Here is a 24,871-nt window from a genome sequence, read left to right as displayed (position 1 = left end):
GCCCGAAGATGAAGATCGTCGTTCTGGGTGCCGCGGCCGGTGGTGGCTTGCCGCAATGGAATTGCGGCTGCGTCAATTGCAACGATGCGCGTGCCGGGCGACTCAGGTCGTCCGGCCAATCGTCGTTGGCGGTATCAGCTGACGGATCGCGCTGGTCGATCCTGAATGCCTCGCCCGATATCCGCCAGCAGATGCAGGACCGGGCCGTGCTGCACCCGCAAGGCCTGCGCGGCTCGCCCGTGGCCTCGGCGCTGGTGACCAATGGCGATATCGACCATATCGCCGGGCTCTTGTCGCTGCGCGAGCAGACGCCGTTTGATCTGTTTGCCACGGCCGGTATTCACGAGGTTCTGGAGGGCAACCGTATCTTTGACGCGCTGGCCCGCGACAAGGTCGCCCGCCGCCGCGTCGCTCTGGACACGCCCTTTGCGCTGCATGACGGGCTGCAGGCCATGCTGTTCGCGGTGCCCGGCAAGGTGCCTCTGTTCATGGAGGGCGAGACCGTCGATACCGGGTTGATCGGCGAACAGACGGTCGGCGTGCGCCTCAGCGACGGGCGCAGCACCGCCTATTACATCCCCGGCTGCGCCCATGTGCCCGACGATCTGCTGGACCGGCTGTCGGATGCCGATCATCTGCTGTTCGACGGCACGCTTTGGGACGATGACGAGATGATCCGCAGCGGCACCGGCATCAAGACCGGGCGTCGCATGGGACATATCCCGATCTCGGGCGACGATGGTTCGCTGCTGCGGCTGGCCGGCCTCACAGCGGGCAAGACCTATATTCATATCAACAACACCAATCCGGTCTGGCGCGAGGACAGCGCCGAGCGCGCCGAAGTGGCGCGACAGGGCTGGCAGGTGGCCCATGACGGATTGGAGATCGTGCTATGAGCCGCAAAGACCTTGAGGCCCGGCTGCGCGCCATCGGCGCCGAACGCTATCACGACAAGCATCCGTTTCATCACAAGCTGCATGGCGGCGACTGCACCCCCGATCAGGTACGCGCCTGGGTGATCAACCGATGGGCCTATCAGGCGGCGATCCCGATGAAGGACGCGGCCTTTCTGTCGCGCTGCGCCGATCCCGATATCCGCCGCGCCTGGCGGTCGCGGATCGAGGATCACGATGGCGGTGTCGACAGCGGCGGCGGGCTGCGGCGCTGGTTGAAACTGGCCGAGGCAGTGGGGCTCGACCCCGATTACGTGGCCTCGGGGCGCGGTATCCTGCCCGCCACCCGCTTTGCGGTCGAGGCCTATATCCACTATGTCCGCGAACAACCTTTGTTGCAGGCGGTGGCTTCGTCCCTGACAGAACTGTTCGCGCCGAAAATCCACGAGAACCGGATCGAGGGGCTGCTCAGGCACTATGATTTCGCCGACGACACCAGCCTGAGTTACTTCCGCAAACGCCTGACCGAGGCGCCGCGCGACGTGGCTTATGGGCTGGGCTGGGTGCTGGACCACGCGGATACGCCCGAGAAGGCCGACATGGCCTGCGCGGCGCTGATCTTCAAGACGGATGTTCTCTGGGCGCAGCTCGACGCGCTCTGGGGCGCCTATGTCGACGGCCATGTGCCTCCCGGCGCATGGCGCCCCGGCGAGGGCATGGCATGACGCTGGCACTGGCCCCCACCGACCGCCCCTATCTGCCGCGCGGCGTGCGGTTGGTGGCGGACCGGGTGCGCGGCGGCCTTGTGCTGCTGGCGCCGGAAAAGGCAGTGGCGCTGGATGCGGTGGGCGAGGCGATCCTGTCGCGCGTGGACGGGCAGACCAGCCTGGCGGCGCTGGTCGACCAACTGGCGGCCGCCTATGACGCGCCCCGGGCAGAGATCGAGAAGGATGTGCAGGCCTTTCTGCAAGGCTTGCGCGCCCGCATGTTCCTGATGGTGTCGCCATGACGGGGCGGCGTTTTCCGGCACGGAAAACGATCCGGAAAACCACCGGTTTTCCGGGCCGGAATTCGTGCCGAATTCCGGCGGCGAGGCGTCCGGCATGAGTGTTCCCGCCCCCATCGCCATGCTGGCCGAGCTGACCCATCGCTGCCCGCTGGCCTGCCCCTATTGCTCAAACCCGCTCGCGCTCCACGGCAAGGAGAACGAGCTGAACACTGAAACCTGGGCGCGCGCCTTTGGAGAGGCTGCCGAATTGGGGGTGCTGCAACTGCATCTCTCGGGCGGCGAACCCGCCTCGCGTCCCGATCTCGTCGACCTGACGCACGCGGCCCATGAGGCAGGGCTCTACACAAACCTGATCACCAGCGGCATCGGTCTGACCCCCGCGCGGCTCGACGCGCTCGAGGCCGTGGGCCTCGACCATATCCAGCTGTCGCTGCAAGGCACCACGCCCGAACTGGCCGACCGCATCGGCGGCTACAAGGGCGGATTTGCCCGCAAGATGGCAGTAGCCGCCGAGATCAAGGCGCGCGGCATCCCGCTGACCCTGAACGCGGTGATGCATCGCCACAATCTCGACGACCTTGAACGCACCATCGAATTGGCCATCGAGCTGGGCGCCCGCCGGCTCGAAGTGGCCTGCGTGCAGTTCCACGGCTGGGCCACGCGCAACCGGGCCGCGCTGCTGCCCAGCCGCGCCCAGACCGAGGCTGCCAAGCGGATCGTGGCCGAGGCCGAGGCGCGGCTGCGCGGCACGCTCGCCTTCGATTTCGTGCCACCCGACTATTACGCCGATTATCCAAAAGCCTGCATGGGCGGCTGGGGTTCGGCAGGTTTGAACATAGCGCCCGATGGCACCGTGCTGCCCTGTCACGCGGCCGAGACCATCCCGCATCTCGACTTTGACCGGTTCCCCGATAAAACCCTGCGCGAGATCTGGTATGACGGCGCCGCCTTCAACGCCTATCGCGGCACCGACCATTTGCCCGAGACATGCCGCAGCTGCGAGCGGGTCGGAATTGACTTTGGCGGCTGCCGCTGCCAAGCGCTGGCGCTGGCCGGCGACGCGGCGGCGACCGATCCTGTCTGCTCCCGCTCACCCGATCACCACAAGGTCACCGCGCTGCTCGAGACCGCGCTGGCCGAGGGGGACGCGGCAGAGTTCACCTATCGCCGGATGCCGCGCAAAGGTTAGGCGCGCGCCAGTGCCCGCGCATCCAGCACAGCTTGCGCCCAGTCACGGGGCCGCTCCTGTGGCAGGTTGTGGCCCGCACCCTCGAAAACCCGATAGTCGAACGGGCCGGTGAACTGTGTCGCATGCCCTGCGGTTCCGGCGTTCACGCCGTCGCGGTTGCCGTCGATTGCCACCGTCGGCACGCTGATCCTGGGCTGGGCCACCAGCTGCGTCTCGATATGGGCATAGGCCGGATCACCCGGCACCAGGCCGAAGCGGTGGCGATAGGAATGGATCACCACGTCAACAAAGTCCGGGTTGTCGAAGGCGTCCGCCGTGCGGTCGAACTCTGCCGTGCTGAATGCCCATGTGGGCGACCACATGCGCCAGAGCGTTCGGGCCAGCGCGCGGCGGTCCCGTTCCAACCCGCGCCGCCCGCGCTCGGAATGAAAGTAGTACTGGTACCAGAAACTTGCCTCGACCTCGGGCGCCTCGGGCTCGCCCGAACGGGGGATGTTCTGGATGTTGTAGGAATTGCCGCTCACCAGCGCCTCGACCCGTTCGGGCCAAAGCGCCGCGACAATGCAAGAGGCGCGCCCGCCCCAGTCATAGCCCCCCAGCACCGCGCGCCCGATCCCCAGCGCATCCATCAGCGCCAGAAGATCGGCGGCCAGCGCCGCCTGCTCGCCCGAGCGGGGCGTGTCGGGCGACAGGAACCGGGTCGGGCCATAGCCGCGCAGCCAGGGCAGGATCACCCGCGCCCCCGCCGCCGCCAGCAGCGGCGCAGCCTCGGCATAGGTCTGCACGTCATAGGGAAAGCCATGGCTCAGGATACAGGGCCAGCCATCGGTGGGCCCCGTCTCCAGATAGGTGACCGCGAGCACGCCTGCGGTAACGGTTCGCTGCTGCATCTTCGCCGCCCTTCCTGTTTCGTGACCACTGCGGCAGGCTGCGCCAGTGCGCCACAACAGGCAAGCCCCGATTGGGGCGCGAGGCCGCACCGGGCATATCCCTATGGCAGCACCCCCCGGAATCGCGCTAAACCCCGCATAAACCGGCCGCTTTGCGTGGCCAGACACCTAAGACCAGGCAACCCGGCAACCCGCGCGCCCCCGGCGCGGCCCGCCGCACCCAGGAGGACCGACATGGGCGTGATCCGCGAAAGCGACATGATCGAAAGCATCGCCGAGGCGCTGCAATATATCTCGTATTACCACCCGGCAGATTTCATCGGGGCCATGACCAGCGCCTGGGAGCGCGAGGAAAACCCCGGCGCCAAGGCCGCGATGGCCCAAATCCTGGTCAACTCGCGCATGTGCGCCATGGGCCGCCGCCCGATCTGTCAGGATACCGGCGCCGCCAATATCCACGTCAAGGTGGGCGTCCAGGCCAAGACCGATTTCAGCCGCTCGCTGCAAGAGATCTGTGACGAGGGCACCCGCCAGGGATACCAGCGCGACACCAACCCGCTGCGCGCCAGCGTGGTGGTCGACCCGTTCGGCGCCCGCAAGAACTCGGGCGACAACACGCCCTGCATGCTGACGGTCGAGATGGTCGCGGGCGACACGATCGAGGTCGAGGTCGCGGCCAAGGGTGGCGGATCCGAGAACAAGTCGAAATTCACCACGCTCAACCCCTCGGGCAATGTGGCCGACTGGGTGGTGCAGACGGTCGAGACGCTGGGTGCCGGCTGGTGCCCGCCGGGCGTGCTGGGCATCGGTGTGGGCGGCAATGCCGACAAGGCGATGGCGCTGGCGAAACAGGCGCTGAGCGAACCGCTCGACATGTCCGACCTGCTGCGCCGCGGCCCCTCGGACAAGACCGAGGAGCTGCGGTTGGAAATCTATGACCGTGTCAACGCGCTGGGTATCGGCGCACAGGGTCTGGGCGGCGTGACCACCGTGCTTGATGTCAAGATCAAGAGCTTCCCGACCCATGCGGCCTCGCTGCCCGTGGGGTTGATCCCCAACTGCGCCGCCACAAGGCATGTGCATTTCACCCTCGACGGGTCGGGGGCCGCTGAATTCACCCCGCCCTCGATGGACCTGTATCCCGACATCCTGCTGGATGCGGCCGGGGCGCAGGCGACGCGGCTCAACCTCGACGATCTGAACGACAGCGCGCTGGCGGCGCTGGAGCCGGGACAGACGCTGCTGCTCTCGGGCACGCTTTATACCGGCCGCGACGCCGCGCATAAGCGGATGGTCGACATGCTCGACAAGGGCGAACCGCTGCCCGTCGATCTGAAGGGCAAGGCGATCTATTACGTCGGTCCCGTCGATGCGGTGGGCGACGAGGTGATCGGCCCGGCGGGCCCGACCACCTCGACCCGGATGGACAAGTTCACCGACCGTATCCTGGGCGATACCGGACTCAAGGTGATGGTCGGCAAGGCCGAGCGCGGCCCGGTCGCCATCGAGGCGATCGCCAAGCACAAGGCTGCCTATCTGATCGCGGTGGGGGGCGCGGCCTATCTGGTGTCCAAGGCGATCAAGGCGGCCAAGCCGGTCGCGTTCCAGGACCTCGGGATGGAAGCCATCTACGAACTCAAGGTCGAGGACATGCCAGTGACCGTCGCGGTCGACACCAAAGGCAATTCGATCCACCAGAGCGGCCCGGCCAAGTGGCGCCGCGCCACTGCTGCGGGCAGCTGAGGCACATGGCGCGCGGGGCGATCCCGCGCGCCGCTCAATCAAGTTGGCGCTGTGCCAGCTTCGCGCCCTCGACCAGTTCCGCCGAGGGGAACAGTACCACCCGCGCGCCGGACTTTAGCCCAGACAGGACTTCGGCCTCGCGCCCGTTGTTGCGCCCGGCCTCGATCTCGCGCAGCACCGCGCGCCCCTCTTCGACCGCAAAGACTGCCCAAGCGTCGCCATGGCGGAAGATCGCCGCCGAGGGCACGATCAGCGCATCCGCGCGCTCCCAGACAACAATCCGCACCTCGACACGATAACCATGGCCCAGGTTCTCGCGCTCGTCGCTGGGCGTCTCGAACTGGATGATGACCTGTACCCGCTGTTCCTCGACCCCGAGGGCGGAATGCTTGGTATAGCCATAGGGGTCGATCCGGGTGACAAGCCCGGCCAGATCGCGCGCGCCGCCCCAATTGGTGATGATCACCCGGTCCCCGGTTTGCACCTGCACCGCGTCCGAGGAGAGCAATTCGGCCATCACTTCCAGATCGCCCTCGATATCGCCGATCTCGAGGATCGGGGCACCGGCCGGCAGGGTCGTCTCACTCTTCTGAATCACCTTCAGGATGGTGCCGTCGATGGGCGCGCGCAGCGGAATACTGTGGCCGTCGGGGTTGCGCTCGGAGAGCGCGGCCCCCAACGCCGCGTCGTCAAATCCGATCAGCTGCGCGCGGGCATTGGCCAGTTCCGCCTCGCGCATGGCGATGGCCGCGCCCACCGTGTCCAGATTGGCGCGCGCCACCCGCGCCTCCTGCTCGGCCCGTTGCAGGGTGACCTGACTGGTCACGCCGCGCTCGACCAGCTTGCCGGCGCGTTCCAGCTCGCTTTCGGCAAAGTCGCGCTTGGCCTCGGCCGCGTTCAGGTCTGCATGGGCCAGCCGCAGCGCCGCCTCGGCGGCGGTGACGGCGGCATGGGCCTGTTCGCGGGTGCGTATATCCAGCGCCGAGGGGTTGGCGGGGCGCATCTGCGCCACCACGGTCTTGCCACGCTCGACCACCTCGCCCGGCTCGACCGTGACGCGCTGCAACTCGCCCGCAACCGGAGACGAGACCACATAGGGCTCCTTGACCCGCGTGCGCCCCTCCTCGTCGATGGTGAGCACCATGCGGCCCTGCCGGACCTCGGCCATATCCACCAGCATCGGGCGCGGCCAGAAGGCGAAGGCCAGGAACCCGGCCACACCAAGGGCGGTTGCGAGGGTCAGAACGCTGCGGGATCGTCTTTGTTGCCGGGCCACTCTCGTCACTCTCTGTTTTTCAGCGCCAGGATCAGGTCGGTCCTGTCGATATCGCGTTTCACCAGCCAGCCCGACGTAAGCGCCGCGATCAGCACCACGATCATCGCCTGGCCGAAACCGGCCAGTCCGAAACTGGCCGGGATCTGATACAGGTCGGTACTGAACCCCGCCGAAATCGCGAAGCTCAGCCAATAGCCGCCCAGCGCGCCAAGCGGCATCGCCAAGAGCACCACCACCGCGAGCTCTCCCAACAGGACAAAGGCGACCTCGCCGCGGGTAAAGCCAAGTACCCGCAACCCCGCTAGATCGCGCTTGCGCTCTGCCTGGGCCACCCGCGCGGCATTGTAGATGACACCGAATGTGATCACCCCGGCGATCACCGCCATGACATAGCGCATGGCGCCGGCGCCCTGATCCATCATCTTGCGTAGCGCGGCGCGGCTTTCGGATTTCAGCGCAACCCCCGCCACCATGGGCCGGTCCTTGAGGGTCCGATAGATCTCGTCGCCCTGCGCTGGGTCCACCCGCAGAAAGGCACCCGAGATGCGCAACGGCTCTTTCAGCAGCCGGTTCAGCGCGCCGATCTCCATATAGGCGGGCGAGCCGATCAGGCTTTCCGACACGCCGCTGACTGGTACCTCGACGATGGGGCGGCGGCCCTCGCGCACGTCGAGGGTCAGCCGGTCGCCTGCCTGGATATCCAACGCGCGGGCAAGGCCGGTGGACAGGATGATTCCATCTGCACGGATCGGAATATCGGCCATATCGGCATCGACCGCGCGATAGAGGCGTGGTGCCACGGTCATGCCGTTGACTGCGCCGCGATAACTGTGGCGCCCGTTGCGCAGAACCGCGCTGACCACGCGGATCGGCTCCACCTCGATCACGCCGGGAATGGCGGCAAGGTCGTGGCGGCTCTGCTCGGCGATGGGGTGGATGAAGGACACCGTGACATCGCTGCGGTCGATGACGCCGAAACTCATCTCGACCATGGTGTCATAGCTGGCCAGCAGAGAGGCCATCGCCGCCCCCAGCGCGGTGGCCGCCCCCACCCCGGCAATCGCCCCCCCCATGCGCAGCGGCTGACGTGCCAGTCGGCGCAGCACCATCCGGGTAGGCTGGTCCAGCACCCGGCCCATCCAGCCCCCCAACGGGCGCGCGCGGCTATAGTCGGCAGGCGCGGCGGCGCGCATCGCCACCGCCGGAGTCAGGGCAAAGACCCGCCGCAGCACCAGGAGCCCGCCGGCCGAGGCCGCCAGAACACTGACGGCAAACCCGATGGCGAAGCTGGACGGGTCGAGCCGGAACAGCAGAAAGGGGAACTTGTAGTAGAGCATGTAGAGATCGACCATCCAGCGCCCCGCGAGGATGCCCAGAACCCCGCCCAGCAGCGCGCCGCCCACCGCGATCACCAATACCATCTTGAGGTAATGCGCCCCCACCTCCCAGCTGGTATAGCCAAAGGCCTTCATCAGCCCGATCTCCTTGCGCTCGGCATCCACCAGGCGCGAGATCACGATATAGAGGAGGAAGGCCGCCACCGCCATGAAGACCGGCGGCACCGTGGCCGAAGTCTGCCGGATACCGTTGATCTCTTCAGCCACGAACTTGTTCGAAGGCAGATCGTCCAGATGATAGGCGCCGGTGCCGCCGTAGCGGTCAAGCAGCCGGTCGACCTCGGCCATCACCGCCTCGGGCTCGGTGCCGCGCGACAGCGACAGAAGCGCCTCGTTGAACGCGCCATCCATGTCAAAGGCCGCCTCGAGCGCCGCGCGGGTCATCCAGAGCACCGCGAAACGGCGATCGTCGGGCACCAGTTCGCCCGGCGCGGTTGTATAGAGAAACTCGGGCGAGACGGCGAGGCCGGAAATCGCGAACTCGTGCCGCGCCCCGTTCATCGTGGCGCTGATGCGGTCACCCGGCCGCAGCCCATGCGCCTTGGCAAACCCCTGTAAAAGAAGGATTTCGTCGGGCCGCTCGCGCGACAAGCCGCGCCCGTCGGTGACCAGCACGTCGTTCAGCCGGGGGGCGCCCTGAGCGGGCAGCGAGGCAACCTGTGCCCGCACCGGCACCGCCGCGTCGGGCAGATCGATCAGCGCCGCGCCGACAACCCGGGTTTCGACCGCCGCGACACTGTCGATCTTGCTCAGCTCGGCCGCCGTATGGACCGGCGCTCGGGTGACCGGGGCAAAGATCTCGGCCAGCCGGTAGCGCTCGTAATAGGCCCGCCGTGTTTCGTCGAGACTGCGCACCAGGCCTGTTTGCATCACCTGAAGCAGCACACCCACCGCCACCACCAGGGCGATGGCGACGGCCTGCCCCTTGATCCGCCACAGATCGCGGCCGAGTTTGATGCTCAGCGGTGACATCGCCCCCCTACCATTCGATCTGCTCCGGGGTCAGCTTGGTCTCGTTCACCTTGACCTCGATCACCTGCCCGTCGCCGAACCGGATCACCCGGTCGGCCATTGCCGCCTGCGAGGCCGCATGGGTGACCACTAGAACCGTGGCACCCAACCGCTCGTTCACCTCTTTCAGCACCTTCAGCACCGCCCGGCCCGTGGTGCTGTCCAGCGCGCCGGTGGGTTCGTCGCAGAACAGCACCTCGGGCTGTTTGGCCACCGCGCGGGCAATCGCCACCCGCTGCTGTTCACCGCCCGAGAGCTGGGCGGGAAAGTGGTCGGCCCGCTCGGCCAGCCCCACCAGTGCCAGCGCGGTGTCGGCCTCCATCGGATTGCGGGCAATCTCGGTCACCAGTTCGACATTCTCGCGCGCGGTGAGGCTGGGCATCAGGTTGTAGAACTGAAAGACAAAGCCGACATGGTCACGCCGATAGCGGGTCAACTCGCTGTCCGACATGGTGGTCAGCTCGCGATCGCGGAATTGCGCCGTGCCCTCGCTGGCCCGGTCGAGCCCCCCGATGATGTTGAGCAAGGTCGATTTCCCGCTGCCCGACGCGCCCAGCAGGACCACGAATTCTCCCTCGGGAATGTCGAGGCTGACACCCCGCAGGGCGTGGACGGCGGTTTCACCCTGACCATAGGTCTTCCTGAGGTTTCGAATGGTAAACGTGTTCCCGGTCAAGACCGCACCTTTCGGCTGCCCTCAGGCCGTCCCCGTCCGGCGACATGGCCCGTCGCGGACCAGTCTAGGACCGCAAGGCGCGATACGGCAAGGTTGGTGGACCGGCTTGGGCCGGGGTGGCGGCGATACATCGCATACCAGGAACCGTTCCCTAGGAGCGGTCCATTCCCCGCGATGGAAACCGGCCGGGCTCGGCCAATAGCCGCGCTCGATAGGCGGCTATCTCCGGCGCGTGCTGACGGGTGAGGTCGATATCGTCCCAGCCGTTGAGCAGTTTGGTCCGCCAGACCTCGTCCAGTTGGAACGGCACCGACACCCCGTCGATCGTCAACACCCGGGACGCGAGATCGGCGACGCCCTGCCCCGCACGCGTCGACAAGGCCTTGGACAGCAATTCGGCGTCAGCCTCGGTGACAAGCGCAGGGAGCAAGCCGTTGTTCACCGCATTGCCTGCGAAGATATCCCCGAAACTCGGCGCCACAACCACGCGCACCCCGGCGTCGACAAGGGCATAGACCGCTGCCTCGCGAGACGAACCGCTGCCAAAGTTGCGCCCGGTGATCAGGATGCAGGCGTCGGGATGGGTATTCAGCGGAAAGGCCGGGTCAAGCTCTCCGCCCGGCGTGCGGCGCACATCATGCAGCAGGAAGCGGCCATAACCCTGCGCACGCGGGGTCGACATGAACCGCGCCGGGATCAACTGGTCGGTGTCGATATTGGCCATCGGCAACAGCACCGCCTTGCCCCGTTGTGCGCTCCATCCGGCCATCAGATCGCCCTCCCCTGCAACAATGGCCTGACATCGCACAGCGTTCCGGTCACCGCCGCCGCCGCCACCATGGCCGGCGACATCAGATGGGTGCGCGCGCCCTTGCCCTGGCGGCCGCGGAAGTTGCGGTTGGTGGAAGAGGCGCAGCGCTTGCCCGCCGCGACCAGATCGCCGTTCATGCCGACGCACATGGAACAGCCCGACGCCACCCAATCCAGCCCGGCTTCGGTGAACACACGGTCCAGCCCCTCCTGTTCGGCCTGCGCCTTGACCCGCGCCGATCCGGGCGAGACCAGCCCCGGCACCCGCGCCTTGCGCCCGGCCAGAACCGCGGCGGCGGCGCGAAGATCCTCGATCCGGCCATTGGTGCAGGAGCCGATGAACACCTGGTCGACAGGCGTACCCGCCAGGGGACGGCCCGGCGCCAGCCCCATGTAGTCGAGCGCGGCGCGCGCCGCCTGCACCTTTGTGGGCGGCAGGGTTTCTGGGTCCGGAACGGACGCGTCGATGGGCAGGGCCTGCTCCGGGCTGGTGCCCCAGGTCACGATGGGGGCGATCTCCTCGGCCGAGAGGGCGACATCGCGGTCGAACCGGGCATCTGCATCGCTGGCCAGGGCGTGCCAGTTGTGCAGCGCCTTTTGCCAGTCATCGCCACGGGGCGCATAAGGACGGTCGCGCAAATAGGCAAAACTCACCTCGTCCGGGGCCACCATGCCCATGCGCCCGCCGCCTTCGATGGTCAGGTTGCACAGGGTCATCCGCCCCTCCATCGACAGGCCGCGAATGGCACTGCCCGCATATTCCACAGCGTGGCCCTGTGCCCCGTCGGCGCCAAACCGCGCGATCCAGTTCAGCGCGATATCCTTGGCCGACACCCCCGCAGGCAGCGTGCCATCGACAGTGATCCGCATCGCCTGCGGCTTGCGCTGCCAGATGGTCTGGGTCGCCAGCACATGGGCCACCTCGGTGGCGCCGATGCCGAAGGCGAGCGCACCAAATGCGCCGTGGGTCGAGGTATGGCTATCGCCGCAGGTGATCAGCAGGCCGGGCAGCGTCAGCCCCTGTTCCGGCCCGACCACATGCACGATGCCCTGATCGGGATCGTTCAGATCAAAAAGCCGCAGCCCATGCCGGGTGGCGTTGCCACGCAGGGTCTCGATCATCCGGGCAATCGCCGGGTCGGCAATCGGACCCGCCCGGCGCGTCGGCGCATAGTGATCGACCACCGCGAATGTCAGGCCGGGTTCGGCCACCGGCAAGGCACGCTCGGCCAGCCGGCCAAAGGCGTGGTGCGATCCCTCGTGCACCAGGTGCCGGTCGACCCAAAGCAGCGATGCGCCATCCGTGCCACGATGCACCTCGTGTATCGACCAGAGCCGGTCCAGCAGGGTCAGCGGCGCGTTCATCGGGGTGTTTCCTCCAGCGGGGTGATGGCCGGTTCCCAGTAGCGGCCGCTTGCATGGTCCACACGCGTCAGACTCATGTCGAGCCGGAACATGTCGGGGCGGTAGAGGCCGGAAAGGAATTCGACCCCCCGCCCCTCGGCATCGCGCACGACCCGGTCCAGCGACAGCAGCGCGGTCCCTTCGGGCAGGCCCAGCGCCGTGGCCACCTCGGGGCCTGCAAGAGTGGCTGACACCGACTGCCGCGCATCGGCGATTTTCACGCCATTGCGCTCCAGCAGCACATGCAGCGGCTCGCGCGAGAGATCCTCATCCGATATCCCCGCCGCGATACGCGAAGGCACGAAGGTCGTCAGATGCGAATAGGCTGTCCCACCGATGCTGCGGGTCCGCCGGGCGATCTGCACCGGCTCGCCCGGCGCCAGGCCCAATGCGCGCGCCACATGCTCGGGTGCCTGATCGATCCGGCTCGACAACAGCCGCACTTCGGTCCGGCGCCCGATCTCGACCAGTTGCGGCAGAAGAGTCGAGAAATCCATGGTCACGGGCTGCGGCGCGGCCGCACGGGGCCGGACCCGGGTGCCGCTGCCCGCGCGCCGCGACAACAGCCCGTTTTCGGCCAAGGCGTCCAGCGCCCGGCGAACCGTGACACGGGATACGCCATAGTCTTCGGCCAGTTGCTCCTCGCCCGGCAGCTTCTGGCTCGGCCCCAACCGCCCGGCCGATATCTGTTCCAGGAGAGACAGGTACACGCGGCGCGATTTGGCGCCTGCGGGTAACCGCGCCCCGCCCCTTGTCTGCGCCTGCACCTCTGCCATTTTCGGCCCGACCCAAAGGAAAGAATTGCCTCTGACTATATCCCGGTTAAATGTATTATCAATGATACAGCTTTCATCCGCGGGAGGGATGCTATGCCGGTGGTCGAACTGCACCTGATCAAAGGGTATGGCGAAGAGGACAAGCGAAGGCTTGGCCATGCGCTGACGGATGCGGTGCGCTTCGTGCTGCCGGCGCCGCTGGATGGGGTCACGGTGATGATCCACGAAATGGCCCCCGACGCCTATTACCGCGGCCGCGACACGAAAACCCCAGCCCCCGCCCTGCCCGACCCGGCCGAGGTGGTGCGCGCCTATTTGTCGGCAATGGAGGCGCGCGATCTGGACGCCGCCCGCGCGATGCAGGGCGACGGGTTCACCATGTATTTCCCCGGCACCGGCCCGATGACCGACCTTGCTGAGCTGATCGACTGGGCGCGTCCCCGCTACAGCTTTGTGACCAAGACCTATGAGGGGTTCGACGCCATGCCCGGTGCGGGCGACATCTCGGTCGTCTACTGCCGGGGAACGCTGTCGGGCGAATGGCTGGATGGCACCGCCTTTTCCGGCATCCGCTTCATCGACCGGTTCGAACTGGTGGCGGGCCGGATCACCCGGCAGGACGTGTGGAACGACATGGGCGAACTAAGGGGGCGGGCATGAGCGAGATTGACCCGATCACGCTTTCGGTTCTGGCCGGGCGCATGGAACAGATCGCCGACGAGATGGACGCGACCCTGTTCCGTGCCGCCTTCAACCCGATCATCGCCGAGGCGCATGATGCCAGCCATGGGCTTTACCATGCCGAAACCGGCGACACGCTGGTGCAGGGCAAATCGGGCCTGCCGATCTTTGTCGGTGTCATGTCCTTTGCCGTTAAGGCGGTGATCGAGAAGGTCGCCGCGGATGGCGACCTGGCAGATGGCGATATCTTCATCTTCAACGACGCCCATATCGGCGGCACGCATCTGAGCGACATGCGCCTTGTGCGCCCGTATTTCCGGGATGGGAAACTTTTCTGCTGGCTGGCCTCGGTCGGGCATTGGCATGATGTAGGCGGCGCTGTGCCGGGCAATTACAACCCGGCAGCCACCGAAGTGTTCCAGGAGGCGTTTGTGCTGCCGCCCGTGCGGCTGGCGCGCGCGGGTGTGGTCAACCAGGACATCATCGACATCCTGCTGCGCAACACCCGCCTGCCGCAATCGGCGCAGGGTGATCTGAACGGCCAGCTGGGCGCGCTGGATCTGGGCGTGCGTCGGATGGATGAACTCCTGGACGAATATGGCGCGGGTACGGTCGATGCGGCGCTCGACGCGCTGGGCATCCGGGCCGAGCGGCTGATGCGCTCGGAGCTGGCAACCATTCTGGACGGGCGTTGGGAGGCCGAGGATTTTCTCGACAACGACGGGATCGACGACACACCGCTGCCGATCCGGGTGGCGCTGGAGATCAAGGGCGACCGGATGCATCTGGATTTCACCGGCTCTGCTCCGAAATGTGCCGGGCCGGTGAATATCGCGCTGCCCACCACGATCGCCACGGTCTATGTAGCCATCAAGCACATCTTCCCGCTGCTGCCCGCCAATGCGGGGGTGATGCGGCCCATCGAGGTCACAGTGCCCGAGGGCTCGATCCTGTCGGCGGAATTTCCGGCACCCACCGGCGGCTATACCGAAACCATCCTGCGGATGATCGACGTGGTATTCTGTGCCTTTGCCCAGGCGGTACCCGATCGGGTGGTGGCCAATGCCTACGGCACCATCAACGCGCTTTCCATCGCCGGGCGGCGCAGCAATGGCAAGCCCTGGGTGATGTTCAGCTTTTACGGCGGCGGCCATGGCGGATCGCCCGAAAGCGACGGGCTGAACCACGGCAATGCGCCGATTTCCACCGCGACCATCCCGCCGCTGGAAATCCTTGAGGCCGCCTATCCCGTGATGTTCCGGCAATGGGCGCTGAGACGCGACAGCGCAGGCGCGGGGCGGCATCGCGGCGGGCTGGGCGCGGTCTATGAAATCGAGGTGCTCGAGGAAAACGGCGCCGAAGGGTTCCTGTTCGGCGAGCGCGGGCGCTTTGCGCCCAAGGGCGTGGCCGGTGGCGAGGAAGGGGCGCTGAACGTCTTCACTTACCAGCAGGGCGCCGACTGGCCACACCCGCCGCTGGTATCCAAGATGCGCGGCATCCGCCTGAAACAGGGCGAGGCGGTGCGGCTGGAAACCCCCGGCGGCGGCGGCTATGGCCCAGCTGCCGAACGCGACCCGGCCGCCGTGGCGCTGGACGTGGTGCGCGATTTCCTGAGCGAGGCCGAGGCCGACCGCCTCTATGGCTCAACCTGGCGTGAGGGCATGCGATGAGCGGCAAGATGATCGGCGTCGATGTCGGCGGCACCTTCACGGATATCTTTGTGCTGGACGAAAGCGACGGCACCGCCCGCGTCGGCAAGGTACCGACTTCGCGCCCCGACCAGTCATCGGGATTCCTTCAGGGCATCACCGAGGCGGTTGCCGATATCGGCGGTGTTGGCGTGGTGGTGCATGGCACCACGGCGGGCACAAATGCGCTCTTGGAGCGCAAGGGCGCGCGGACGGGCGTGATTTGCACCCAAGGCTTGCGCGACGTGCTGGAGATGCGCCGCCGCGACCGGCCCCGCACCTGGGGGTTGCGCGGCGATTTCGAACCGGTCGTGGACCGGCGCAACCGGCTGGAAGTGCCGGAACGGACGCTGGCCGATGGCACCATCCGCACACCCGTTGACCTGGATGCGGTGCGCCGCGCAGCCCGGCAATTGCAGGATCAGGGCTGTATCGCTGTCGCTATCCTCTTTGCCAACGCCTATGCCAACCCCGCCAACGAGGCCGCCGCCGTGGCTGCCCTGCGCGAGATCTGGCCCAACGAACATGTCTCCGCCTCCTCGGAAATCCTGCCCGAGATCCGCGAATACGAGCGGTTCTCGACCACCGCGCTCAACGCCTATCTGCAACCCGAGGTCTCGGGCTATCTGGGGCGGCTGGGGGCGGCGCTGGACAAGGGCGGGTTCGGCGGCGAGTTCATGATCGTGCAGTCAAATGGCGGCGTGATGGATGTGGACACCGCCTGCCGCTTTCCGATCCGCACGGCGCTGTCTGGCCCTGCTGCGGGGGTAATCGCGGCGGGCTATATCGCCCGCTCGGCCGGGTTCGACAACGTGATCACCGGCGACATGGGGGGCACCAGTTTCGATGTCTCGCTGATCGCCGAGGGGCGCTCGATGCTGGCGCCGCAGACCTCGATCGATTTCGGCATGGTGGTGCGGACCCCGATGATCGAGATCACCACCATCGGGGCGGGCGGCGGCTCGATCGCCTGGGTGGACAAGGGAGGTCTGTTAAACATCGGTCCGGAAAGCGCGGGGTCCGATCCGGGGCCGGTGGCCTATGGGCTGGGCAATGATCGCCCCACCGTGACCGATGCCAATGTGGTGCTGGGCCGCATCGACCCCGACAACCCCATTGGCGGCAAGCTTGCGCGCCTCGACGTCGAGGCAGCGGCACGCGCCATCGACCTCCATGTCGGCCAGCCGCTGGGCCTCGATACTCTGGCCGCCGCCGAGGCGATCCTGCGGGTGGCCAATTCGCGCATGGCCGGCGCCTTGCGGCTGGTCAGCATCGAGCGCGGTTTCGACCCCAAGAAATTCGCCTTCATGCCCTTTGGCGGCGGCGGTGCGCTGCATGCGGGCGCGATGCTGGCCGAGGTCGGGATCGCGCGCGCCATCGTGCCGCGCTATCCGGGCGTGACCTCGGCACTGGGTTGCGTCATCGCCGACATGCGGCAGGATTTCGTGCAGACCCTCAACGCGATGCTCGACGGGCTGGATACCGGCATGCTGGGCGCGGTGATGCAGGATCACCACGACCGTGGCATGGCGATGCTGAAGGCCGCCGGCACCCGCTTCGAGGCGCGCGAAGCGAGCTTCGAGCTCGACATGGCCTATATCGGTCAGACACACACGGTATCCGTGCCGATCCCGGTGAGCGTGGCAGACGGCAAGGTACAGCCGCCGACGCAAGCCCAGATCGCCGCGGCCTTCGACAGTGTCTATCGCGACACCTTCGGGCGTCTCCTGCCCGGCGGGGTGCGGCGCATCCTGAACCTGCGCAGTGCTGTGACCGGTAAGCGGCCCAAGTTCGACCTGGCCACGCTTGCCCCGACAGTGACAGACCCGGCCCGGCCGAAATCCTCTCGCAAGGTGCATTTCGGCTCCGATTGGCATGAAACCGCGATCTATGACCGGCTGTCGCTGCCGGTCGGAACCGAGATCGCCGGCCCCGCGATCCTGGAACAGCCGGACACCACCGTGCTGATCGAACCGGGCCTTGTGGGCCGGGTCGACCCTCTGGGCAATGTCATCATCGAAACCGGACCAGAGGCAGGCGCATGAGTGATCCAAAAGGCTGGACCCTGGCGCAGACCGCGCTGTTGACCATCGACCTGCAAAACGACTTTCTGCATCCCGAGGGCGCCTATGGCCGGGCCGGTCAGGGCGCCGCCGCCATCGCCGCCCTGCCCGCCCGCATCGCACCGCTGGCGCGGGCGCTGAGGTCAAAGGGCGGGCTATACATCTCGGCCCAGTTCACGCTGGTCCCCGGACCGGGTGGCGAACCCCTGATCTCACCGCATCTCAAGGCGCTGCGCCCCTTCCTCACTCAGGGCGATTTCGCGCCCGGCAGTTTCGGGCACCAATTGGTCGATACGCTTCAACCCGCAGACTTCACGGTTGAGAAAGTGGCCTATTCCGCCTTCTACCAGACCCGACTGGAATACATCCTGCGCGCGATGGGCATCCGCCAGTTGATCGTCGGCGGCATTGTCACCAATGGCGGCGTCGCTTCGACCCTGCGCGACGCACATCTGCGCGATATCGACACCGTGATGCTGAGCGACGGCTGCGCCGCCTTCAAGGGCGAGGTGCATGACGCCACCCTGCTGTCGCTGGGCACCGTCACGCATCAGATGACCTGCGCCGAGGCGCTGCGCTGGCTGGAGGGCACGCCGTGACGCTCAAGGCAAGACTGGCCGGGGATGGCATCGTGCTGGCGCCCGGCATCTATGACGGGCTGACTGCGCTGATCGCCGAACAGGCGGGGTTCGAGGCGCTGTATCTGAGCGGCGCGGCGGTGGCCTATACCCGGCTTGGGCGGCCCGACATCGGGCTGACCTCGGTGACCGAGATGGCCGAGACGATGACCCTGATCGCCGACCGCACCAACCTGCCGGTGATCATCGACGCCGATACCGGCTTCGGCAACGCGCTGAACGCCCAGCGCACCATGCGCCTGTACGAGCGTGCCGGGGCTGCGGCCTTGCAGGTCGAGGACCAGACCTATCCCAAGCGCTGCGGCCACCTGAAGGACAAGGCGCTGATCCCGGCCGCCGAAATGGCGGGCAAGATCGCCGCCATGGCCGACGCGCGCCGGTCCGACAAGACGCTTATCATCGCGCGCACCGATGCGATCGCGGTCGAAGGCTTCGACGCGGCGCTGGCGCGGGCCGAGACCTATCTGGCCGCCGGGGCCGATGTGCTCTTCGTCGAGGCACCACAGAGCGAGGCGCAACTCGCAGGTATCGCTGAACGGTTCGCGGCGTGTGTGCCGCTCTTGGCGAACATGGTCGAAGGCGGGGCGACGCCGATCCGCTCGGCCGAAGCGTTGCAGGCGCTGGGCTTTCGCCTCGTGATCTTTCCCGGCGGCATCGTGCGGGCGCTCGCCCATACGGCGCACGACTATTACACCAGCCTGCGTGCCCATGGCACCACCTCGCCGTTCCGGGACAGGATGTATGATTTTGCCGGTCTGAACGAGGTAATCGGAACCGGTGAAATGCTGAAGCGCGGCAAACGCTATGACCCCGGACAGTGACCCGCATATCGCGCCGCCGCCCGCGCGCTTCGACATCGCTTGCCAGACGCTGATCATCGGCGCCGGGGCGTGCGGGCTGGTGGCCGCGCTTGCGGCGCGCGAAGCGGGGCAAGAGGTTCTGGTGGTCGAGGCCGACGCCCTGCCGCGCGGCTCGACCGCGCTGTCGGCGGGACTGATACCAGCGCCCGGCACCACGATGCAGCGCGCGGCAGGGATCGAGGACAGCGCCACACTCTTCGCGCAGGACATCCAGGCCAAGGCCAAGGGTCAGAACGATCCTGATCTGGTCGAAACCCTGGCCGCAGGGGCCGGAGCGGTCATCGACTGGCTGGCCGAGCAACATGGGTTGCCCTTCTCGGTTGTCACCGACTTCGACTATCCCGGGCACAGCCGCCGCCGGATGCACGGCCTGCCCGGCCGCTCGGGCGAAGAGCTGATCGACGCGCTGCGTCAGGCCTGCGAGGCGCAGGGGATAGACATCATCTGTTCCCGGCGGGCGCATATCCTGCATATGGAAGACGGCCGGGTGCGCGGTGTCACGGTCTTTGGCCCCGATGGCAGCGGCGAAACCATCGCCTGCGACCGGCTGATCCTGGCCTGCAACGGGTTTGGTGGCAATCGGACGCTAGTGGGCCGTCACATGCCCGAGATCCACGAGGCGCTCTGGTTCGGGCATGACGGCAACCGGGGAGAGGCAGTGCTGTGGGGCGCCGCGTTGGGGGCCGATCTGAAACACCTCGGGGCCTATCAGGGGCATGGCAATGTCGCCCATCCGCACGGCATCCTGATCACCTGGGCGGTGATCACCTCGGGCGGTGTGCAAGTGAACCGCGACGGGGAGCGGTTCTGGGATGAAAGCCAAGGCTATTCCGAAGCCGCCCGCGCGGTGATGGCGCAACCCGGAGGCGAAGCTTTTGCAATCTTCGACGCGCGTATCGCGGGTATTGCGCGCCAGTTCGAGGATTTCCGCCGCGCCGAAGCCGCAGGCGCGATCCGGCAGGCCGATACGCCCGAAGCACTGGCACACCTGCTTGGCCTGCCGCCAGATACGCTGGCACAAACCCTGCGCGACCTGCCCCGCGACAAGACGGACCAATTCGGGCGGACATTCGCGACACTGCCACTTGTCCCGCCCTATTGCGGCGTGCGGGTGACGGGGGCGCTGTTTCACACCCAGGGCGGGCTGCGCACCGATACGCAGGCGCGCGTGCTGCGCCGTGATGGTACGCCGGTTCCCGGCCTATTCGCGGGCGGCGGCGCGGCCTGTGGCGTCTCGGGCAGCGGCGACAGCGGATATCTGTCCGGAAACGGCTTGCTGAGCGCGGTGGTGCTGGGCTGGATCGCGGGATCGTGTCGCGAGGCTGTGTCTTGAACCTGCCAGCAAATCGCCATCTCCTATAGCAAAACAACACCGAGGAGCCCATGCGACCGACGCCATATCTTGCCCCGATGCCCATTCGGGGTCGCATCAGCAGGCCACAGCCCAAGGGCTTACCGGTCATCAACATGGGCTTCAACGAGCTGCCCTATCCACCGCTGACCGCGATCCGCGCCGCGATGGACGAAACCGCCGCGCGGGCGCAATCCTATGGCAGCCCGCATTGTGACGCGCTGCGCGATGCCTTGGGCGCGGCGCATGGGCTGGACCCCGAGCAGATCGTCTGCGGCAACGGGTCGGAGGAGTTGCTCGACGTTGTCGCGCGCTGTTTTGCCCGGCCCGGCGACGAGATCCTGATCTCGAAGTTCGGGTATATCCAGTTCGCCCTGACCGCCAACCGGGTGGGCGCGACATTGGTGAAGGCGCGCGAACGTGACTACACCAGCGATGTCGATGCCCTGCTGGCAGGGGTGAGCGATCGCACCCGGCTCTTGTTCCTTGCCAATCCGAACAACCCGACCGGCACCATGCTGGAAATGGAGGCGCTTTCCCGGCTCGCCCGCGACCTGCCTGCGCAGGTCGTGCTGGTGCTTGACCTTGCCTATGGCGAGTTCGCCGCACCCGACTATTGCGCGGCGGTTCACAGGTTGGCGGCAAGCCAGGAAAACATCGTTGTCACCCGAACCTTTTCCAAGGCCTATGGCCTCGCCGGGGCGCGCGTTGGCTGGTGCCACGCCCCCGCGTGGATGGTCCCCGTCCTCTATGCCGCGCGCGGCATGGGCACGGTCAATGCCTTGGCGCAAGCCGGGGCGGTGGCGGGTCTTGCCGACCCTGAGGCGATCCAGCAGCGGGTCGATGAGATCGTGTCCGAACGCGCGCGTCTAGCCGGTGCACTGGGACAGTTGGGTTTGGTCGTGCCCCCAAGCCGGACCAACTTTCTGATGGCCCGTTTCCGGGACGGCGATGCGGCCCGGACCGAGGCGCTGGTCGAGCATCTGTTCGCGGATGCCGGGATCGTCGTCAACCGCACTCGCGAGGCGGGGCTGGAGGCTTTCTTCCGCTTCTCGCTGTCGCTGCCCGCGCATAACGATCTGCTGCTGGAGAGTATCCGCAGGTTCATCGGGCAGGGATGAACCTGCAACGACGGCGCGGGCGGCACCGGTGCCTTTTGAGTATTTTTGACCAGAAAGAAGCAGGATGCGGGATGCGCCTCCGATCTAGTCGCCCTTGACCGGCATCTTGTCGAGATGGCGCAGCATGGCGGCAAAGGCGCCGATACGCTCCCTCTGATAGGCGGCGACATCGAGCCCGTCATAGTCGAGGAAACCACGCCCGTCGCGCAGGCCCCGCCGGCCCTCGGCCATGTTGGACTCGATGATATCGGGCGCGGCGAACCGGCCTTGCCCGGTAGCGCGCGTCATGTAGTGGCTGGCGTGGTAGAGGATGTCGCCGCCGCCCCAGTCGATGAATTCCAACAGGCCCAGCACCGCGAACCGGAAGCCGAAGCCGTATTTCGTGGCCTTGTCGATATCGGCGCTGCTGGCAACGCCTTCCTCGACCAGGCGCGCGGCCTCGTTCATCGCCAGCGCCTGGATACGCGGCACGATATAGCCGGGGCTGGCGGCACAGGTAACCGGCACCTTGCCGATCCGCTCCAGCAGGTCGATCAGGCGGGCGGTTATCGCCGGATCGGTGGCATCGCCGGGCGAGACCTCGACCAGCGGCACCAGATAGGCGGGGTTGAGCCAGTGGGCGTTGAGGAACCGTTCGGGCGGGGTGACAAACCCCTGAAGGTCGTTTGACAGGATGGTCGAGGTGGTCGAGGCGATCACCGCATCTGCATCCGCGTGGCGCGACAGGAGATCGAAAACCTCGCGCTTGGCCTCCAGCGTCTCGGGCACGCCTTCGAAGATGAAGGGCACCCCGGCCAGCGCCGTCGCCAGATCGTCGTGGCCTATGACCTCGACACGGGCCAGCATGCCCTCGGCTTCGTTTGCCTGCATCAACCCCACATCTGCCATCAGCGCAAAGGTCGCGCGCAGTTCAGCCCGTATCTCGGCCCGGAGCCGGTCGAACTCTGCCATCGGCCGCGGCTTGGCGTCGATCAGGCGGACCGGGTGGCCGGAATAGACGAAGGCCACGGCCATGCCCCGGCCCATTCTCCCTGCCCCGACAGCGGCGATGGTTTCCCGCGCCGCCATCTCAGGCCCCGTCCCGCAGCATGGTCTGCAAAGCGGCGCGGTTCATGTCGGCCAACCCGAGTTTCTCCAATGTCCGGCCGCTCTGGCGGAAATCGTCGTCGCAGATCGCCGAGCCCAGCGCCAACAGCCCCGTCGCCGTGGGCGCGGGCACCCCGGCCCAATCGGCGACCGAGACCAGCAAGGCCAGCCCCACCGCCACATCCTCGCGCATGTAGCGATGCTCGGTCAGCACCAGATGCTCGCGCCAATCGCCGCTGTCGACCAGCTTGTCATGGGCGAGGTTGCCGTACATCCAATCCGAGGTTTCATAGTGATCGGCCAGCGGGAAATGCGGCGCGCCATAGCCCAGTGCCTCGCGCACGGCAATACGTTCGGCATCAAGCCGCGTGGTGACCCGACGGATGGCGGGCTGGGTGCCCTCGTTGTGAATGTCCCAATGGTCGAAATGCTCGATCGGGCCTGCGTTCATTGTGATCAGCGGCGGGTGGATGATGGGGCCTGCGTTCATCAGCGCCCCGGACAGCGCATCGCCCGCCGGTTCGACCGCAGGATAGGCCCGCGCAAGGATCGAATGCGCATGTTCCGCATTACGCATCGGATAGACCCCGGTCGGCAGGCGGGTGGCGCGGGTGGTGATGGCAACGGTATCTGCGCCGTGCAGCCGCGTCAGGTAAGGCAGGGTGCCGGTCTCGGCCCAGCTGACGTCGGCATGGTTCCCGGCCTTGCGAACGATGTCGGCCATTATCCAGCTACCAAAGCTGCCCGGCGGAAGAAACACGACCTGTCCGTCCGCCAGATGCGGTGCCATGGCCGCCGCGATATCGGATTGTGCCGTGGCAGGTGTCGGGCAGACGATCAGATCGGCGCCTCGGATTGCTTCGCCGATGTCATCCGTGACAATTGAAATGCGAATCGGACGCGCGCCCTCGAAATCGTTGAGTGTGATGACATTGCCGCGCGCCCTCAGCTCTGCCTGCGCAGACGCATTTCTGCGCCAGAACCGTATGTTGTGTCCCTGCGTTGTCAGATCAACCGCCGCGGCGGTCGAGCCGTTGCCACCGCCTAGAACTGCAATCTCCATCGCCCTCTCCCGCACCGATAGTTGCTGGAGCAGATTACATACATGAAAAATCATATATCAAGGATATTTCTATTGCATTGGGCCCGATGGCCGGTCTTACATGAAAATGCATAGAAGTCGGGGCAGACCGACCTAACTTCACCTTAAGGAATGTACCGCCCGACAGAAGGCGGTTTATCCTCCGTCGGATCAACAGGGAGTTGTGACATGAAAATCTTCAGCGGGCTTTCCAGAAAAGCCACTTATCTGATGGCGGCGGCTGCAATCGCCGTCATGGCTGCCCCGATGTCGGCCAAGGCCGAGGACCGGGTCAGCGCGGTCCATGCGTTCCCCGAGTTTCTGGTTTACACCAAGACCTTTCTCGCAATGGTCGCGGATATCAACGAGCGCGGCAAGGGCGTCGTTCAGATCGACGTACGCGGCGGCCCCGAGGCGATCGGCATGTTCGAGCAACCCGCCGCCGTGCGTGACGGCGTGGTCGACATGGTGCACACGCCCGGCAGTTTCTATGGCGCCAACGTGCCCGAGATCGACGCAATGGTCGCCTCGCGCGTGACTCCGATGGAGGCCCGGGCCAATGGCGGCGCTGCACTGATGGACAAGGCACATCAAGAGCGCTTCAACGTCCGCCACCTGGGCTGGATCGATGGCGGCATCAAGTTCCACATCTACATGAACAGCGAGCCCAAGTTCCGTGACGATGGCATCCTGGACCTGACCGGTGTCAAGCTGCGCGACAACCCGATCTATCATGCGTTCTTCGAGCAGCTGAACGCCACCACCGCCTCGATGCCGGCAACCGAAGTCTATTCGGCGCTTGAAAAGGGCGTTGTCGACGCGGCGGCCTGGACCGAGATCGGCATTCCGCAGCTCAAGTGGAACGAGTTCCTGAAATACCGCGTCGATCCCACCTTCTACAACACCGATATCGGCGTGATCTTCAACCTCGACGCCTGGAACGCGCTTTCGCCAGAAAGCCAGAAGCTGATCGAAGAGGTCGTGATCGAGTGGGAGGGCAAGTCCTATGCCGACCGTCAGGCGGAAGTCGCCGCCGACGCCAAGACCCTTGCCGATGGCGGCATGACCTTCGTCGCTCATTCCGCCGAGGCGGGCGAGGTCTATCGCAAGATGGCAGACGACTCCGCCTGGGCTCGGATGTACGAGCGTATTGACGGCGGCGGCGCCGGTGCCGAGACCTACAAGGCCCTGCGCAAGACCTATGCTCTGGACGAATAAGACTGATTGA

At 66.5% G+C, this 24,871-nt stretch carries 22 protein-coding genes; 13 read left to right on the top strand and 9 right to left on the bottom strand.

What is annotated here, in order from left to right; genetic code table 11:
- Window positions 1-8 precede the first annotated feature (8 nt).
- The 4 genes from pqqB (at window position 9) to pqqE (ending at window position 3,091) form a co-directional block, all read left to right on the top strand.
- Complete coding sequence (gene pqqB / locus AC2FLM_RS17245) at window positions 9-896, top strand: pyrroloquinoline quinone biosynthesis protein PqqB (protein ID WP_496859281.1); 888 nt, start codon at window positions 9-11, stop codon at window positions 894-896.
- A complete protein-coding gene (gene pqqC, locus AC2FLM_RS17240; protein ID WP_234137959.1) occupies window positions 893-1,618 on the top strand; it encodes a pyrroloquinoline-quinone synthase PqqC in 726 nt (241 codons plus the stop codon). Before pqqB ends, pqqC begins: the two co-directional genes overlap by 4 nt.
- Window positions 1,615-1,902, top strand: a complete 288-nt coding sequence (pqqD, locus tag AC2FLM_RS17235; RefSeq protein ID WP_234137958.1) for a pyrroloquinoline quinone biosynthesis peptide chaperone PqqD — start codon at window positions 1,615-1,617, stop codon at window positions 1,900-1,902. Before pqqC ends, pqqD begins: the two co-directional genes overlap by 4 nt.
- Before the next feature lie 94 nt (window positions 1,903-1,996).
- Window positions 1,997-3,091 (top strand): pyrroloquinoline quinone biosynthesis protein PqqE, encoded by a 1,095-nt coding sequence (gene pqqE / locus AC2FLM_RS17230; protein WP_496859280.1) that lies wholly within the window; start codon window positions 1,997-1,999, stop codon window positions 3,089-3,091.
- Here pqqE and AC2FLM_RS17225 read toward each other — a convergent pair.
- Window positions 3,088-3,981 carry an alpha/beta fold hydrolase gene (locus tag AC2FLM_RS17225; protein WP_496859279.1) on the bottom strand — a complete coding sequence of 298 codons (894 nt, stop codon included), beginning with the start codon at window positions 3,979-3,981 and terminating at the stop codon, window positions 3,088-3,090. The genes pqqE and AC2FLM_RS17225 overlap by 4 nt on opposite strands.
- A gap of 234 nt (window positions 3,982-4,215) precedes the next feature.
- Here AC2FLM_RS17225 and AC2FLM_RS17220 point away from each other — a divergent pair, with 234 nt between their 5' ends.
- On the top strand, window positions 4,216-5,724 hold the full coding sequence (locus AC2FLM_RS17220; protein WP_496859278.1) for a fumarate hydratase: 1,509 nt from the start codon (window positions 4,216-4,218) through the stop codon (window positions 5,722-5,724).
- Window positions 5,725-5,758: 34 nt separating this feature from the next.
- Here the strand turns inward: AC2FLM_RS17220 and AC2FLM_RS17215 are convergent, their stop codons facing one another.
- The 6 genes from AC2FLM_RS17215 to AC2FLM_RS17190 form a co-directional block, all read right to left on the bottom strand.
- On the bottom strand, window positions 5,759-7,000 hold the full coding sequence (locus AC2FLM_RS17215; RefSeq protein WP_234144943.1) for a permuted SH3 domain-containing protein: 1,242 nt from the start codon (window positions 6,998-7,000) through the stop codon (window positions 5,759-5,761).
- Window positions 7,001-7,005: 5 nt separating this feature from the next.
- Window positions 7,006-9,369 (bottom strand): ABC transporter permease, encoded by a 2,364-nt coding sequence (locus AC2FLM_RS17210; protein WP_496859277.1) that lies wholly within the window; start codon window positions 9,367-9,369, stop codon window positions 7,006-7,008.
- A 7-nt stretch (window positions 9,370-9,376) separates the two neighbouring features.
- Complete coding sequence (locus AC2FLM_RS17205) at window positions 9,377-10,084, bottom strand: ABC transporter ATP-binding protein (protein ID WP_234218820.1); 708 nt, start codon at window positions 10,082-10,084, stop codon at window positions 9,377-9,379.
- Between the two features lie 151 nt (window positions 10,085-10,235).
- Complete coding sequence (leuD, locus tag AC2FLM_RS17200) at window positions 10,236-10,853, bottom strand: 3-isopropylmalate dehydratase small subunit (protein ID WP_496859276.1); 618 nt, start codon at window positions 10,851-10,853, stop codon at window positions 10,236-10,238.
- Window positions 10,853-12,259, bottom strand: coding sequence for a 3-isopropylmalate dehydratase large subunit (leuC, locus tag AC2FLM_RS17195; protein ID WP_496859275.1), 1,407 nt, complete (start codon window positions 12,257-12,259; stop codon window positions 10,853-10,855). The genes leuD and leuC overlap by 1 nt, the downstream gene beginning before the upstream one ends.
- Window positions 12,256-13,074 (bottom strand): GntR family transcriptional regulator, encoded by an 819-nt coding sequence (locus AC2FLM_RS17190; protein ID WP_496859274.1) that lies wholly within the window; start codon window positions 13,072-13,074, stop codon window positions 12,256-12,258. The genes leuC and AC2FLM_RS17190 overlap by 4 nt, the downstream gene beginning before the upstream one ends.
- 93 nt (window positions 13,075-13,167) lie before the next feature.
- On the opposite strand from AC2FLM_RS17190, the gene AC2FLM_RS17185 reads away from it, so the two are divergent.
- From AC2FLM_RS17185 to AC2FLM_RS17155, 7 genes are all read left to right on the top strand, one after another.
- On the top strand, window positions 13,168-13,734 hold the full coding sequence (locus AC2FLM_RS17185) for a tautomerase family protein (RefSeq protein ID WP_496859273.1): 567 nt from the start codon (window positions 13,168-13,170) through the stop codon (window positions 13,732-13,734).
- Window positions 13,731-15,425 (top strand): hydantoinase B/oxoprolinase family protein, encoded by a 1,695-nt coding sequence (locus AC2FLM_RS17180; RefSeq protein WP_496859272.1) that lies wholly within the window; start codon window positions 13,731-13,733, stop codon window positions 15,423-15,425. Before AC2FLM_RS17185 ends, AC2FLM_RS17180 begins: the two co-directional genes overlap by 4 nt.
- Entirely contained in the window at window positions 15,422-17,488 is a 2,067-nt protein-coding gene (locus AC2FLM_RS17175; protein WP_496859271.1) for a hydantoinase/oxoprolinase family protein, read from the top strand. Before AC2FLM_RS17180 ends, AC2FLM_RS17175 begins: the two co-directional genes overlap by 4 nt.
- Window positions 17,485-18,105 (top strand): cysteine hydrolase family protein, encoded by a 621-nt coding sequence (locus AC2FLM_RS17170; RefSeq protein WP_496859270.1) that lies wholly within the window; start codon window positions 17,485-17,487, stop codon window positions 18,103-18,105. Before AC2FLM_RS17175 ends, AC2FLM_RS17170 begins: the two co-directional genes overlap by 4 nt.
- Window positions 18,102-18,965 carry an isocitrate lyase/PEP mutase family protein gene (locus tag AC2FLM_RS17165; protein ID WP_496859269.1) on the top strand — a complete coding sequence of 288 codons (864 nt, stop codon included), beginning with the start codon at window positions 18,102-18,104 and terminating at the stop codon, window positions 18,963-18,965. Before AC2FLM_RS17170 ends, AC2FLM_RS17165 begins: the two co-directional genes overlap by 4 nt.
- Window positions 18,949-20,337, top strand: a complete 1,389-nt coding sequence (locus tag AC2FLM_RS17160) for an FAD-dependent oxidoreductase (protein ID WP_496859268.1) — start codon at window positions 18,949-18,951, stop codon at window positions 20,335-20,337. Before AC2FLM_RS17165 ends, AC2FLM_RS17160 begins: the two co-directional genes overlap by 17 nt.
- A gap of 134 nt (window positions 20,338-20,471) precedes the next feature.
- On the top strand, window positions 20,472-21,476 hold the full coding sequence (locus AC2FLM_RS17155) for a pyridoxal phosphate-dependent aminotransferase (protein ID WP_496859267.1): 1,005 nt from the start codon (window positions 20,472-20,474) through the stop codon (window positions 21,474-21,476).
- Between the two features lie 84 nt (window positions 21,477-21,560).
- Here AC2FLM_RS17155 and AC2FLM_RS17150 read toward each other — a convergent pair whose 3' ends face one another.
- On the bottom strand, window positions 21,561-22,544 hold the full coding sequence (locus AC2FLM_RS17150; RefSeq protein WP_496859266.1) for a 3-hydroxybutyryl-CoA dehydrogenase: 984 nt from the start codon (window positions 22,542-22,544) through the stop codon (window positions 21,561-21,563).
- 1 nt (window position 22,545) lies between these two features.
- Complete coding sequence (locus AC2FLM_RS17145) at window positions 22,546-23,625, bottom strand: NAD/NADP octopine/nopaline dehydrogenase family protein (protein ID WP_496859265.1); 1,080 nt, start codon at window positions 23,623-23,625, stop codon at window positions 22,546-22,548.
- Between the two features lie 207 nt (window positions 23,626-23,832).
- Between AC2FLM_RS17145 and dctP the strand changes: the two genes are divergently transcribed.
- The gene (gene dctP, locus AC2FLM_RS17140; protein WP_234218839.1) at window positions 23,833-24,861 is read left to right on the top strand and encodes a TRAP transporter substrate-binding protein DctP; all 1,029 of its coding nucleotides are present in this window, start codon (window positions 23,833-23,835) and stop codon (window positions 24,859-24,861) included.
- The last annotated feature ends 10 nt before the right edge of the window (window positions 24,862-24,871 follow it).

It is taken from the genome of Ruegeria sp. SAZD011, from assembly GCF_059612545.1.
The sequence above is the reverse complement of the archived record's forward strand: the minus strand, read 5'-3'. Positions and strand labels throughout refer to the sequence as shown.